Source organism: Agrobacterium sp. 16-172Ci (assembly GCF_053522725.1).
This window is the reverse complement of sequence record NZ_JBNWBW010000003.1, coordinates 213,639-227,907: the sequence shown is the minus strand read 5'-3', so window position 1 is coordinate 227,907 and position 14,269 is coordinate 213,639. Positions and strand designations below refer to the sequence as shown.

Sequence of the window (14,269 nt, the reverse complement as noted above, 5' to 3'; positions counted from 1 at the left end):
CACGATGAACGCGCGACACCCTGCAAATGACGACCTGCCTTTTTCCTATCCCGTAAAGGTAGGCCATATTTCCGCCAATCCGGTCAGGATTGGTCTCGAAGCCAGTGCCGAGGAACTGAAGGCGCTGGCGAAATTCTGGAATGTGGTTTCCGTCGAATATCTGAAGGCGGAGCTGCAGGTTTCCCGCTGGAAGAAGGATGGCGTGAAGATCAAGGGCGAAGTGCATGCGGCGGTAACGCAATCCTGCGTCGTCACGCTGGAGCCGGTCTCGAGCAAGATCGACGAGCCAGTCGAGCAGATTTTCGTTCCGGAAGGTTCGAAACTGGCGCGGATGGTGACCAATGAGGAAGGCGAGATCGTGCTCGACCCCGACGGCCCGGATATTCCCGACCAGTTCACCGGCGACAGCATCGATGTCGGCGCGGTGGTTGCCGAATTTGCGGCACTCGCGATCGATCCCTATCCGCGCAAAGCGGATGCGGAATTTCCCGAAGCGGCCGAAAAAGAGCCTGAAGAAGAAAAGCGCCCGTCGCCCTTTGCCGTGCTCAAAGATTGGAAAAAAGACTGAATGGCCCCGTTGGGCTGAAATAATTTTATTGTAACGAAGGCCGGAAAAGGTATTTTCGCGCAAAACCGCTGATTGGCGGGAAGAAGGATAAGGGACGAGTGATCAGAATTGCAATTGACGTCATGGGTGGCGATTTCGGCCCAGATGTTGCCATACCCGGTGCCGCCAAGGCGCTTGAACGGCACAACGATGTAACTTTTCTGCTCTACGGGCAGAAGAGCAAATGCGACCCCATTCTGGCACAATATCCCGCACTTCGGGAAAAGTCGGTCTTTCACGATTGTGAAGTCTCGGTCAGCATGGACGAGAAGCCGAGCCAGGCGCTGCGCCGTGGCCGCTACGTCTCCAGCATGTGGCGCGCCATCGAGGCCGTGAAGCTCGGCGAGGCAGATGTTGCCGTTTCCGCCGGCAATACCGGCGCGCTGATGGCCATGGCGAAATTCTGTTTGCGCACCATGGCGCGGGTGGAACGCCCGGCAATCGCCGGCATCTGGCCGACGCTGAAAGGCGAAAGCATCGTGCTCGACATCGGCGCGACCATCGGCGCCGATTCCCAGCAGCTGCTGGATTTCGCTCTGATGGGCGGCGCCATGGCGCGCGCGCTTTTCGATATCGACCGTCCGACCGTCGGCCTGCTCAATGTCGGCGTCGAGGAGGTCAAGGGTCAGGAAGAGGTTCGCGAGGCCGGACGGCTGATCCGCGAGGCCGATCTCGCCACCATCGATTATCGCGGTTTCGTCGAAGGCGACGATATCGGCAAGGGCACGGTGGACGTGGTGGTGACCGAAGGTTTCACCGGCAACATCGCGCTCAAGGCCGCCGAAGGCACCGCCCGCCAGATCACCACGCTTTTGCGTGAGGCGATCTCCCGCAGCTTCTTTGCCAAGATCGGTTATATTCTCGCGAAAAGCGCCTTCGATGTGCTTCGTGAAAAGATGGACCCGCGCAAGGTCAATGGCGGCGTGTTTCTCGGCCTCAACGGCATTGTCATCAAGAGCCATGGCGGCACGGATGCCATCGGTTTTGCCTCCGCCGTCGATGTCGGCTACGACATGGTCCACAACGGCCTGACGGCCAAGATTGAAAATGATCTGAAGATTTACCACGCAAGACGGCTTCCGCCCCCGGCGCCCGAAGCTCTCGTGGCTGACGAGGAATAAGGGAATGATCCGCTCTATAGTCCGTGGTTTCGGGGCAGCGCTTCCGAAGCGTGTCATGACCAACAGCGAAATTGAAGGGGTCGTCGAGACTTCCGACGAATGGATCGTGCAGCGCACGGGCATCAAGCAGCGCTATATCGCCGGCGAAGGTGAAACCACCGCGTCTCTCGGCGAAGCGGCGGCGCGCGCCGCGCTCGACAATGCCGGCCTGACGCCCGACGATATCGACCTCATCATTCTGGCCACCTCGACCCCGGATAACACCTTTCCGGCAACGGCGGTGAACATCCAGAACCGCCTTGGCATGACCCATGGTTTCGCCTTCGACATGCAGGCCGTCTGCTCCGGTTTCGTTTATGCAGTATCGACCGCCGATCTCTATATTCGCGGCGGCATGGCCAAGCGCGTTCTGGTGATCGGCTCCGAAACCTTCTCGCGCATCCTCGATTGGAAGGACCGCACCACCTGCGTTCTCTTCGGCGACGGCGCCGGCGCGCTGGTTCTGGAGGCCGGCGAAGGCGAGGGCACTTCTGCCGATCGCGGCATTCTGACGGCGCAGCTTCGCTCCGACGGCTCGCACAAGGAAAAGCTCTATGTCGATGGCGGACCTTCCACCACAGGCACCGTCGGTCATCTGCGCATGGAAGGCCGGGAAGTGTTCAAGCACGCCGTCGGCATGATCACCGACGTCATCGAACAGGCCTTCGAGGCAACGGGCACGACGTCCGACGATCTCGACTGGCTGGTTCCGCATCAGGCGAACAAGCGCATCATCGACGGCTCTGCAAAGAAGCTCAACATCGATCCGGAGAAGGTCGTGATAACCGTCGATCAGCACGGCAATACCTCGGCCGCCTCCATTCCGCTGGCGCTCGCCGTTGCCGCTGGTGACGGACGCATCAAGAAGGGCGATCTGGTCATGCTGGAGGCCATGGGCGGCGGCTTCACCTGGGGCGCGGTGCTGCTGCGCTGGTAAAGGCCTGATTTCCGCATTTGCCGGGGCGCTGGCGCGAAATCGGTTGTGATTTTCGCGCTCACGCCCTGATCGGAAGCGCCGGAGCGGCCGGAGCCTGTGTCAAAACCGTATCACTCGCTCTAAGCCCTTGCACTGATTGCCGAAAGCCTCAAATGAATCTGGAACAATCCCTTGACCGGTCGCCACAAGGGAAATAATCTCGGCGGCTCCTAGAGAAGAGTTCAGACACGGTTTGCGGGGAAAAATGGCCGGGAAGACAGTGACACGCGCAGATCTTGCAGAATCTGTGTTTCGTAAAGTCGGGCTGTCCCGCACCGAATCCGCCGAACTGGTCGAAACGATCATTGACGAAATATGCAACGCGATCACCCGCGGCGAAGTCGTCAAGCTCTCTTCCTTCGCGACATTCCAGATCCGGGAAAAGAACGAGCGTATCGGCCGCAACCCGAAGACGGGTGAGGAAGTTCCGATTTCCCCACGTCGCGTCATGACCTTCAAGGCCTCGAACGTGCTGAAGCAGCGCATTCTGAAGGCCCATACGGCCCGCAAGGCCAAGCAGAAGGGCCAGAAGGCCGGGGCATAATCCCTCTCTCAAGGTCTAAGCAACACGCCTTTTTTGCCGTATCGCAAGCCTTTTTCCCCATTCTTCTTGTGAACATACTTGAATTTCAACGTGCAAGCCGTTGAAATCCGGTCGACTCACATCATAATCAATTTTAGTGATTTGTATCTCGCCGCAACGGCGTCGGCGCGGGGTCGTAACCGACTTTGCGCGGTGTTTGACCGGCGGGAGAAAAGCGTTCTCGTTCAGTGTCCGGCCGGATGCATGGCGCTCCGGTTCGGATGGGAGTGGAAATTTGGATAAAAGCCCCGACGCGTTTCGGACGATCAGTGAAGTGGCGGATGAGCTGAACCTGCCGCAGCATGTGCTGCGTTTCTGGGAAACACGCTTTCCGCAGATCAAGCCGATGAAACGGGGCGGGGGCCGCCGTTATTACCGTCCTGACGATATCGATCTCCTGAAGGGCATTCGTCACCTTCTTTATGACCATGGTTACACCATCAAGGGCGTACAGAAGCTGTTGAAAGCCAATGGCAACCGCTTCGTGGCGGCCATCGCCTCCGGTGATCTCGCGACCATGGAAGCCATCATGGCGGCGAGCGGTGAAAAGGAAGTCGCCGAACCGCGTGTCGTCGATACCGATGGGGACGAGGTCGTCGGCCGTCCGAAGGCCAAGCCAAGCGGCCGTTTTTTCGGCTTCGGCGGTGGCGGCGGCGATGCGGAAATATCGGTCGGCAAGTCGAGCATCGGCAAGGATGATCAGGCGCTTTTGCAGGAAGCCCTGTTCGATCTCCTCGAATGCAAGCGCCTTCTCGATCAGGTTCGCTGAGGGTTTATCCACAGCTCATTTCCGTGCTTTCCATTCGGGAAATCGAAAAAACAAGGGGTTAGGTCGTTTTCCCGATTCTCCGAAAAACGAAAACACCCGGCAATGCCAACCTTTCGGAAACTCCTTTGGCCGATAATGCGGCTCCGTAAAAAGGAGTCCGATTGTGAGCAATCGAAAATCGACAGCACGACGCCGCACGGCGAAGAAATCGGGTGGCGGCAGCGTTTGGCCATGGGTGCTGATGCTGGGCGTCGTTGCCGGCGGCATTCAGGCTTACGAACATCGCGACAGCCTTTTGCCGCAACGGCATGTTGCAAAGGCGACATCCCCGGTCACGAGTTCTCCGAAAGTAGCGACGGCGGCCAAGCGCGATTCCGTCACGCCGGAGAAAGTGGCGTCCATTCGCCCCGCATCGCCGGCTCTGCCCGGCAACGGCCCGGTGCCGCCGCGCCCGATCGCCATGCCATCCGCCTCGCAGCCGAGCCAGATTGCCGCTATCCTGCCGGAAACGCGCCCTTCGGTCGAAAAAATCTCGCTCGGTGAAAAAAGCGGTACTTTTGCCTTTTGCGGTCGTTCCGGCCTCAACAATTGCGTGGCTGATGGCAACACGTTCTGGATGAAGGGTGTGAAGATGCAGATCGCCGGCATCGACGTTCCGCAAATCGACCGAGCGCGCTGTATGGAAGAACGCCAGCGTGGTTTCATTGCAAAGGTCAGGCTTCGCGATATGCTGAACGCCGGCGCCTTCGATGTGGCGTCGTCCACTGCTGCAGACGGACAAGCCACGGAACGCAAACGGCTTTCGCGTTCGGGCGTATCCTTCGCCGATCAGCTAATACGGGAGGGGCTGGCGCATCCGATCTCCGCAAAAAATCAGTCCTGGTGTGGCTAAGGCCCCGTTGACCGAAACCGCCCGGCCTGTGTAGATGAGGCTCCGTCGCGTTTGGGATCGGCCGTTGGGCCGACTGCCGTGGAGACGACGGATTTTTACAGCGCTTGCCTGCAAGGTGTAAGGCGCGGTAATGCGGACGTGGCGAAATCGGTAGACGCAGCAGACTTAAAATCTGCCGACCATTGGTCTTGCGGGTTCAAGTCCCGCCGTCCGCACCACCTCTCATCCTTACTTCTTATCCAGACCTTGGGCCATTTCCAGGTGGTGTTGCAGTGCCGGCAGGGTTTTTGCCGCCCATGCCTTGAGCTCGACATTCTCGCCGCCGTCAGCGTATCGTTTGAAAAGATCCACCGCATCCTCGTGCGCATCGACCTGATCATCGACGTATTCCTCGTTGAATTCCGCGCCGTTGAGTTTGGCCAGATCGTCGATTTCTTCCTTGTGATCGTCAGTCAGAGCGGTCGTGGGCGTTCCCGTTACTTTGCCGCCGGTAAGAAGAGCCTTTAACTCCGCGCTGGTCTTTTCATGTTCGGTGATCATCTGCTGCGCGAAAGCCTTGATAGCCTCATCGCCTTTGGTCAGTGCAAGCTTGCTCGATTCGATTTCAAAGAGATCGCTTGCGGAAACCTGCAGGATGAAGTCTTCGGTTTTGGGCGCAACGCCGAGCGCGGAATTAACGCCCGTGGACTCCGTTGCGGACTGTGCCATGGCGGTGCTGGCGACCAGCGCGAGCGCTAACGAGAAAATGGTGTTCTTCATCAATCTGCCTCCTGATGGTTAGAGGCATTTCCAACCGAGGTGCGGAAGGATTGTTCCCGCATGGCGCTAAAGAAACCTTCCGTCGCAGCCGTTTCTCTTTGGAATACTTCCATTTTTCCATCATTGCGGGCAGGAAAACGCCCGTTCACGTGCACTGCATCGTCACCTGAAAATCATCAAAAAGAACCTATTGACCTTGCCACGATGGGAAGCCCTATCTTTTTTTTAACACAAGAAAAGAGGGGTCATACGCATGTCACAAATGGAGATCCGGGCGAGTCATCAGATTGCGATCGATGGCATGACATGCGCCTCCTGTGTCGGCCGCGTTGAAAAGGCGATTGCCAAGGTCCCGGGCGTTCTGAAAGCTTCGGTCAATCTGGCAACGGAACGTGCCGACATTTCCTTTTCCGGGCCGCCGGATGTGCCGGCCGTTATCGAGGCGGTGCGGCAGGCCGGTTACAGCGTCGAAGAGAAAACCATCGAACTCGATATTGAGGGCATGACCTGCGCCTCCTGCGTCGGACGTGTCGAAAAGGCGTTGAAGGCCGTTTCCGGTGTTTCCGGTGCAAGCGTCAATCTCGCGACGGAACGCGCCACCGTCCGCGTCGCCGGCAACGCCGCCTCTGCGGCCAATCTGGCGGACGCCATCCAGCGGGCGGGCTATAAGGCGAACGAGGTTGTTGCCGACAAAGCCAGAGATGGAGAGCAGGACAAGCGCGAGGCGGAACTGCGCAGCCTCAAAATCAGCCTCGCCGTCGCCGTTGTTCTGACGCTACCCGTTTTCGTGCTGGAAATGGGGTCGCATCTGGTGCCTGCCATCCATGATTTCGTGATGGAAACGGTCGGCATGCAGGAAAGCTGGTATCTGCAATTTGCGCTGACGACGCTGGTTCTGTTCGGGCCCGGCCTGCGCTTCTTCAAAAAGGGCATACCCGCACTTCTGCGGTTGGCGCCGGACATGAATTCGCTCGTCGTGCTGGGCACCGCCGCTGCCTGGGGATTTTCGGTTGTCGCAACCTTCATGCCCAAAGTCCTGCCGAGCGGCACGGCCAATGTCTATTACGAGGCGGCGGCGGTCATCGTCACGCTCATCCTTCTCGGACGTTTTCTGGAAGCGCGCGCCAAAGGCCGCACCAGCGAGGCTATAAAGCGGCTGGTCGGCCTGCAGGCCAAGTCCGCCCGCATGCTGCGCGATGGCGAAACCATCGATGTGCCGTTGCAGGATGTGCGCACCGGCGATGTGATCGTGGTTCGGCCCGGCGAGAAAGTGCCGGTCGACGGGCTGGTCCTCAGCGGCTCTTCTTATGTCGATGAATCGATGATCACGGGCGAACCGGTGCCGGTCACCAAGGCGGCGGGTTCCGAAGTCGTCGGCGGCACGGTCAACCGTAACGGTTCTTTCACCTTCCGCGCCACCAAGGTCGGCGCCGATACGCTGATCGCTCAAATCATCCGCATGGTCGAGGAGGCGCAGGCCGACAAACTGCCCATCCAGGCGCTGGTGGACAAGGTAACCAACTGGTTCGTGCCGGCGGTGATGCTGGCAGCGCTCGCCACCTTCATCATCTGGTTCATGTTCGGGCCCGATCCGGCCTTGACCTTTGCGCTCGTCAATGCGGTTGCGGTGCTCATAATCGCCTGTCCCTGCGCCATGGGCCTTGCCACGCCGACCTCGATCATGGTCGGCACCGGCCGCGCTGCCGAAATGGGCGTGCTGTTCCGCCGGGGCGATGCGCTCCAGACGCTCCGGGATGCCGATGTGATCGCCGTCGACAAGACCGGCACCCTTACGCTCGGCAAACCGAAACTGGTGCATTTTACCACGACAGAGGGCTTCGATGCGGATGAGGTGTTGCGCCTCGTCGCCTCGCTGGAGAACCATTCCGAACATCCGATTGCCGAAGCGATCGTCGAGGCTGCGAAACATGGCGGCCTGACGCTTGCCGATGCGGAAGGCTTCGAGGCGACCCCCGGATTTGGTGTTGCAGCCATGGTCGACGGCCGCAGGGTGGAAGCGGGCGCGGACCGGTTCATGACCAAACTCGGTTACGATGTCGCGATGTTCGCAGACGATGCCGAGCGGCTGGGCAGGGAAGGGCAGTCGCCGCTTTATGCCGCCGTTGATGGCAGGCTGGCCGCGATCATCGCGGTCGCCGATCCGGTCAAGCAGACGACCCCGGAGGCGATTGCGGCGCTGCATGCGCTCGGCCTCAAGGTCACGATGATCACGGGTGACAATCGCCGCACCGCTGAAGCCATCGCCCGTCGGCTCGGCATTGACGAGGTGGTGGCGGAAGTCCTGCCCGACGGCAAGGTGGAGGCCGTCAAGAGGCTTGCTGCCGGCGGGCGACGTGTTGCCTTTGTCGGCGATGGCATCAACGATGCGCCGGCGCTGGCCGCCGCCGATGTCGGCCTTGCCATCGGCACGGGCACGGATGTCGCCATTGAAAGCGCCGATGTGGTGCTGATGTCCGGTGATCTGCGCGGCGTCGCCAACGCCATCGCGCTCTCCAAGGCCACGATCCGCAATATCGGCCAGAATCTGTTCTGGGCCTTCGCTTACAATGCCGCTCTCGTTCCCGTGGCGGCCGGAATATTGTATCCTCTCAACGGCGTTCTGCTGTCGCCTGTCCTTGCCGCCGGAGCCATGGCGCTTTCCAGCGTCTTCGTATTGACGAACGCGCTGCGCCTGAAAAGCTTCCGCGCGCCGCTGGTGGACAGATCGTCCGGCATGCAGCTCGCAGCGGCCGAATAGGAGGCGGACATGATGACGCCCGGTAACACAATCTATCTGCCGCAGATCGGACGCAGCATCATGGCGGCGCAGGGTGAGACCGTGCTTCAGGCCGCACTGGCCGCAGGGGTTACTTATCCGCATGGCTGTCGCATGGGCCGCTGCGGCGCCTGCAAGTCGCATCTCATTTCCGGCGAAATCGATCTCCTCAAGCATACGCCCTTCTCCTTGACCGAAGAGGAAAAAGCCGATGGCCTGACGCTCGCCTGCCGGGCCGTGCCATTGAGCGACATGACGATCAGCTGGCTCGACGGGGCGGATGAGATCGCCGATATTCCGACCGGCCGCTTTGAGGGCGTGGTTGCGGAAGCTCTGGATATGACGCACGATATCAAGCTCATCCGCATCCGGCTTTACGATCGCGGGCAGTTTACGTTCAAACCCGGACAATATGTGCGCCTGCTTTATCCCGACTGCTCGCCGCGCGATTATTCCATTGCCAGCAGGGTGGATGAGGAGCTGATTGAATTCCACATCCGGCATGTTCCCGGCGGCATGACGAGCGGCCGCATCTTTTCGCTCGCAAGCGCGGGTGACCCCGTCACGATAGTCGGGCCTTTCGGCTCTTCGTTCCTGCGGGAAAAACATTGCGGGCCGATCCTCGGCATTGCCGGCGGTTCGGGGCTCGCTCCCGTCAAGGCCGTTGTAGAGGCGGCGCTCGCAACGGGCCGCGAACGACCGGTTCATGTCTATTTCGGCGCGCGCGCGGAGCGTGATCTCTATATGCTCGACCGCTTCGGCGATCTTGCCGCGCGGCATGGCAATCTGAGTTTCGTTCCGGTTCTCTCGCATGAGGAACATGCCAATATCCGGTGCGGTTATGTCGGTGCGGCCGTGGCGGATGATTTCGACGATCTCGATGGCTGGAAAGCCTATATTGCAGGCCCGCCGGCCATGATCGAGGCGACGGTGCCGCAGCTTCTGGCGCGCGGCATGCGCACCGCCGACATTCATGCAGACGTGTTTTTCACCCCGGAAAGATAGGAGCAGGATCGATGAATATTGGCACAGCCGCCACCGCATCCGGTGTTTCTGCGAAGATGATCAGGCATTACGAGACAATCGGCCTGATCAAATCGGCAAACCGCACGGAGTCCGGATACAGGGTCTATACGGCCAATGATCTGGAAACGCTGCGTTTCATCCGGCGCGGACGCGATCTCGGTTTTTCCATCGAAAAGATCAGGCAGCTCATGACGCTCTGGCGCGATCCGGGCGGCGCCTCCTGCGATGTCAAACGCATCGTCATGGAACATGTCGTCGATCTGGAAGCGAAGATGCATACGCTTCGCGAGATGGCCGACACGCTGCGGAATCTCGCAAACTATTGCCCTGACAATGGTGAGCCGGATTGCCCGATCATCCATGATCTCGCCCATGCCGAAGATATCGATTTTACGACCGTGGCCATCGTGCCCAAGCGCACCGGAATGCTGAAGGGCACCTCCGGTCCGGTGATGGATCTACAGCGCCCGGTGAAATAAGCGGCCGTTTTCCTTTGGGAAACGGGCGTGGATTGCAGTGCAGACGCCAATTGTGGTGAAGGAGACCAAGCCATGTGGATACAGATAATACAGCGCTTCCTTATTCTGTGCCTGATGCTGGCGATCGTGTCCGTCATCGCGTTTCTTTTGCCCTATATGGCGGGCGGCGATCCGGCCCGCACCATTCTCATGTCGCGCATGCGCGATACGGCGCTCGATCCTCACGCGGTCGAGGCGCTCAGGGTCAGCCTCGGACTGGACCGCCCGCTCTATGTGCAATATTTCGCATGGTTGTCGGGCGCGCTGCGGGGCGATCTCGGTTTTTCCTTCACCAGCAGCCAGCCGGTCGCCGCCGAGCTTTTGCGGTCGCTCTGGGTGTCGGTGACGCTGGCGCTGACGGCGCTGGCGGTCGCGGTGGCCGTCGCGCTGCCGCTCGGCACCCTGGCGGCGATGCGTCCCGGCGGTCGGCTGGACAATTTCGCGACGCTGATGATCCAGACCTTCGTTGCAACGCCCGAATACTGGTTTGCGCCCATGTCGGCGCTGGTCTTCGCGCTCTATCTCGGCTGGTTGCCCTCGGCCGGGTGGGATAGCTGGCGTTCGCTGGTGCTTCCAGCGCTGACCCTGACGCTGCGGCCGCTTGCCTATTTCACCCAGGTGACGCGCGCGGCAATGGCCGAGGTTCTGCGCGCGCCCTATATCACCGCGGCCCGCAGCCGCGGTCTCGGCATGCATGGCACGGTCATGCGTCACGGCATCCGCAACGGCTCGCTGCCGGTGGTCACCTTCTTCGCCCTGTGGCTTGCCGGCCTGCTTGGCGGATCTGTGGTGGTGGAAGTGATCTTCGCCATTCCCGGCATGGGCCGGCTTCTCTACGACGCCGTGGTCAATCGCGATATTCCGATGCTGCAGGGCGGTTTCATCTGCATCGTGGCGCTCTCCATCCTGATCAATACCCTCGCCGACAGCTTTTATGTCCTGATCAATCCAGCAATGCGAGCTCACCATGACCATTAGCCATTTCCCGAGCGCGTCTGCCGCCGCCATGCCGATGACCACGCCCAAGCGCCCTTCGAACCTCGCCCGCTTCACGGATTTCATCCGCCGCCGGCACTGGACCTTCTATGCGGGATCGGCGATTTTTCTCGTCATCATCCTCCTGCTGGTGATCGCGCCGTGGATTTCGCCCTATGATCCGGCAAAGCAGAGCCTTCGGCTCAGGCTGAATGCGCCGAGCGCTGCCTATTGGCTTGGGACGGACCATCTCGGGCGCGATGTCTTGAGCCGGCTGTTGATCGGCGGCCGCTTCACGGTCACGATTGCCGCCATCACCGTCATTCTGTCGGTGGTGATCGGAACCTTCATCGGCATCATCAGCGGCCGCAGCCGCGGCATCCTCGACGAAGTGCTGATGCGCATCGTGGACCTGCTCATCGCCATACCGGACGTGGTGATCGCGATTTTCCTCGTCGCAATCTTCGGTCCGGGATATGGCACGCTGATCGCATCGCTGACCATCGTTGGCTGGACACCTTTTGCGCGGCTGGCGCGGGGGCTGACGCTGTCGATCAATTCCCGCGAATATATCCGCGCGGCAGAGGTGCTCGGCTGCACACGGCGCTTCATCATCTTCCGGCATATCATTCCCAACACGATCTGGCCCATCGCGGCCGTGGCGTTCCTGCGCTTTGGCCACAAGCTGATAACGGTGGGCGGATTGTCGTTTCTGGGCCTTGGCGTACAGCCGCCGGCCGCCGACTGGGCGCTGATGCTGGCCGATGCGCAGGCTTATGCGGAACGGATGCCCGTTCTCGTCATTGCACCGGGTCTGGCGATTTTCCTGGCGGCGCTCAGCGTGACGTGGATCGGCCATGGCCTGAACCTGGAAACGAAGAAAACCAACGGTCATTGACGCCTGCCAACGGGCAATGGTCGATTTGACAACGTCAAACATAGATGACGCAACGGAACCGGAAGGAGAGTAATATCGTCTGAAGCCGCATGAAGAATACGCAATGCCTCCGATTCAATAAAAATAAGGGGAACTCTTATGAATATCGAAGGACAAACGCTTGCCAATACGGCCATGTCCCCTGAATGCGCACCGCTTCTGGAGATAGAGGACCTGCACGTTTCCGTGCCGGCGCAAAATGGCCGCAAGTTTGTTATTTCGGGCCTGACGCTTTCCGTCAACGCCGGAGAAGTCGTCGCTCTCGTCGGCGAATCCGGGTCGGGCAAGAGCATGACGGCGCTGTCACTGATGCGGCTTTTGCCGCATGGCGCGGAAATCAATTCCGGCCGCATTTCCTTTGCCGGTCGCGATATTCTCGCTCTTTCATCCTCCGAACTCGATGCGCTGCGCGGCGCAGATATCAGCATGCTGTTCCAGCAGCCGCAGGCCATGCTCGACCCGACCAGCCGGGTGAGGACGCAGGTGGCCGAGCCGCTCTGGATCCACCGTAAAATGAGCCGGCACGCCGCACTTAACCGGGTCGTCGGCCTTCTGTCGGATGTCGGCATTCCCGATCCATCGGCGCGGGCGCAGTGCTTCGCGCACGAGCTTTCCGGCGGCATGGCGCAACGTGTGATGATTGCGGCCGCACTCTCCGGCAATCCGCAGCTTCTGATCGCCGACGAACCGACGACGGCGCTTGATGTCACCGTTCAGGCACAAATCCTGCGACTGCTCGACGACGAGCGCCGCAAGCGCCGGCTTGCCACGCTGCTCATCACTCATGACCTCTCGGTCGTCGCCGCCTTCGCGGACCGGATCGCGGTCATGTATGCCGGCCGCATCGTCGAGGAGGGGCCGACCCAGGCGATCCTCAAGGCGCCGCAGCACCCCTATACCAGGGCGCTCATCAGCTGTTCGCTTTTGACCACCGACAGCGAGGGGCAGCTGCTGACGATCCCCGGCTCCAGTGCGCAGGCCCATGACATGTCCTGCGGCTGCCGGTTTCATCCGCGCTGCGCGCTTGCCAATTCGGCAGGCATGAGAGGCCGCTGCATGGCCTCGGAACCGGATCTGAATGCCTTGCCCGAAGGACGCAAGGCGCGGTGCTGGGCGGTCGGCCACGACCATGCCAACCACGATCATGCCAGCCACGACCATGCCAGTCACACGGTCTGCTGAGGGAGGGCGACGATGCTAGCGACAGCGACGACACAGACCCCGCCATCGGCGGAAAACAGCAAGCGACCCTTCGTGGTCGCGAAAAACCTTTGCAAATATTATCCCATATCGGGTCTCGGTCACCGTGTGGTGAAATCCGTCGACGATGTTTCCCTGACGATCGGCGAGGGGGAAGTGCTTGGTCTCGTCGGTGAATCCGGATGCGGCAAAAGCACGGTTGCCGGGCTGATTACGCGGCTGACCCACGCAACGAAAGGCGAGGTCAGCATTGGGCAGAACGATATGCTGCACATGCAGGGCGAGGCGCTTCGGCGTATGCGCCGGGTCGTGCAACTGGTGTTTCAGGACCCTTATTCCGCACTCGATCCCCGCATGCGTATCGGCCAGAGCATGGAAGCGCCGCTTGCCCAGCATGGCATCGGCACGCGCGAGGAGCGCACGGCCCGGGTTTTCCGGATGCTGGAAGAGGTCGGCCTCGACGGCTCTTTTTACGATCGGTATCCGAGCCAGTGTTCCGGCGGCCAGTTGCAGCGCGTCGTCATCGGCCGCGCGCTGCTTCTCAATCCGAGCTTCCTTGTCTGCGACGAACCGACATCGGCGCTCGACGCCTCAATGCGCACGCAGATCCTGAACCTTCTGATGGACATGAAGCGCCGTCACGGTTTGACGGTTCTGATGATTTCCCACGATCTGCGCGTAGTGCGTTATCTCTGCGATCGCATCGCGGTGATGTATCTCGGACGTGTCGTTGAAATCGCCGACCGGGAGGAGCTTTTCCGGGCGCCGAAGCACCCCTATACCAAGGCTCTCATAGCATCGTCGATGCTGGACGAGACGGGGTTATATGCACCGGAGATGCTTCTGGACGGCGATCTGCCGAGCCCTCTCAATCCTCCGAACGGCTGCAAATTCCACACCCGCTGCAAATATGCGACCGAGATATGCGGCGAGGTGGAACCCGTTCTGGAAGGCGTTTCCGGCGAGCATTTCGCGCGCTGCCATCGCTGGCGGGAATGGGGCTGACGGACAACGCAGTTACAGTTTTCTGTTGCCGTAAAAACAGATGAATTGTGTGTTTACGGATTAATATCGGAATAAAATTCCGAGTA

14 protein-coding genes and 1 tRNA gene are annotated in these 14,269 nt (G+C 60.2%); 14 read left to right on the top strand and 1 reads right to left on the bottom strand.

Going from position 1 to position 14,269, the window contains the following annotated elements; all coding sequences use genetic code 11:
• Positions 1-4 precede the first annotated feature (4 nt).
• From ACQZ40_RS05880 to ACQZ40_RS05850, 7 genes are all read left to right on the top strand, one after another.
• Positions 5-568, top strand: coding sequence for a YceD family protein (locus ACQZ40_RS05880; protein ID WP_078054281.1), 564 nt, complete (start codon positions 5-7; stop codon positions 566-568).
• Positions 569-666: 98 nt separating this feature from the next.
• Positions 667-1,728 (top strand): phosphate acyltransferase PlsX, encoded by a 1,062-nt coding sequence (plsX, locus tag ACQZ40_RS05875; protein ID WP_035261625.1) that lies wholly within the window; start codon positions 667-669, stop codon positions 1,726-1,728.
• A 4-nt stretch (positions 1,729-1,732) separates the two neighbouring features.
• Entirely contained in the window at positions 1,733-2,704 is a 972-nt protein-coding gene (locus ACQZ40_RS05870) for a beta-ketoacyl-ACP synthase III (protein WP_059752548.1), read from the top strand.
• Between the two features lie 244 nt (positions 2,705-2,948).
• The gene (locus ACQZ40_RS05865; protein WP_003502236.1) at positions 2,949-3,287 is read left to right on the top strand and encodes an integration host factor subunit alpha; all 339 of its coding nucleotides are present in this window, start codon (positions 2,949-2,951) and stop codon (positions 3,285-3,287) included.
• A 274-nt stretch (positions 3,288-3,561) separates the two neighbouring features.
• The gene (locus ACQZ40_RS05860) at positions 3,562-4,095 is read left to right on the top strand and encodes a MerR family transcriptional regulator (RefSeq protein ID WP_003520813.1); all 534 of its coding nucleotides are present in this window, start codon (positions 3,562-3,564) and stop codon (positions 4,093-4,095) included.
• Positions 4,096-4,258: 163 nt separating this feature from the next.
• A complete protein-coding gene (locus ACQZ40_RS05855) occupies positions 4,259-4,987 on the top strand; it encodes a nuclease (protein WP_448747558.1) in 729 nt (242 codons plus the stop codon).
• Positions 4,988-5,119: 132 nt separating this feature from the next.
• Positions 5,120-5,205 (top strand) — tRNA-Leu (locus tag ACQZ40_RS05850).
• 10 nt (positions 5,206-5,215) lie between these two features.
• On the opposite strand, the gene ACQZ40_RS05845 is transcribed toward ACQZ40_RS05850, so the two are convergent.
• Positions 5,216-5,746, bottom strand: a complete 531-nt coding sequence (locus ACQZ40_RS05845; RefSeq protein ID WP_448747557.1) for a DUF4142 domain-containing protein — start codon at positions 5,744-5,746, stop codon at positions 5,216-5,218.
• A 253-nt stretch (positions 5,747-5,999) separates the two neighbouring features.
• On the opposite strand from ACQZ40_RS05845, the gene ACQZ40_RS05840 reads away from it, so the two are divergent.
• The 7 genes from ACQZ40_RS05840 to ACQZ40_RS05810 all read left to right on the top strand — a co-directional run bounded on the left by ACQZ40_RS05840 (position 6,000) and on the right by ACQZ40_RS05810 (position 14,183).
• Positions 6,000-8,504 carry a heavy metal translocating P-type ATPase gene (locus tag ACQZ40_RS05840; RefSeq protein WP_448747556.1) on the top strand — a complete coding sequence of 835 codons (2,505 nt, stop codon included), beginning with the start codon at positions 6,000-6,002 and terminating at the stop codon, positions 8,502-8,504.
• A 12-nt stretch (positions 8,505-8,516) separates the two neighbouring features.
• Positions 8,517-9,527 carry a 2Fe-2S iron-sulfur cluster-binding protein gene (locus ACQZ40_RS05835; RefSeq protein ID WP_448747605.1) on the top strand — a complete coding sequence of 337 codons (1,011 nt, stop codon included), beginning with the start codon at positions 8,517-8,519 and terminating at the stop codon, positions 9,525-9,527.
• An 11-nt stretch (positions 9,528-9,538) separates the two neighbouring features.
• Positions 9,539-10,027, top strand: coding sequence for a Cu(I)-responsive transcriptional regulator (cueR, locus tag ACQZ40_RS05830; protein ID WP_065654034.1), 489 nt, complete (start codon positions 9,539-9,541; stop codon positions 10,025-10,027).
• A 72-nt stretch (positions 10,028-10,099) separates the two neighbouring features.
• Entirely contained in the window at positions 10,100-11,044 is a 945-nt protein-coding gene (locus ACQZ40_RS05825; protein WP_020810438.1) for an ABC transporter permease, read from the top strand.
• Positions 11,034-11,939: an ABC transporter permease gene (locus tag ACQZ40_RS05820; RefSeq protein ID WP_020810437.1), complete on the top strand. Its 906-nt coding sequence runs from the start codon at positions 11,034-11,036 to the stop codon at positions 11,937-11,939. Before ACQZ40_RS05825 ends, ACQZ40_RS05820 begins: the two co-directional genes overlap by 11 nt.
• A 138-nt stretch (positions 11,940-12,077) precedes the next feature.
• A complete protein-coding gene (locus ACQZ40_RS05815; protein ID WP_448747555.1) occupies positions 12,078-13,160 on the top strand; it encodes an ABC transporter ATP-binding protein in 1,083 nt (360 codons plus the stop codon).
• Between the two features lie 12 nt (positions 13,161-13,172).
• Positions 13,173-14,183 carry an ABC transporter ATP-binding protein gene (locus ACQZ40_RS05810; RefSeq protein ID WP_448747554.1) on the top strand — a complete coding sequence of 337 codons (1,011 nt, stop codon included), beginning with the start codon at positions 13,173-13,175 and terminating at the stop codon, positions 14,181-14,183.
• Positions 14,184-14,269 lie beyond the last annotated feature (86 nt).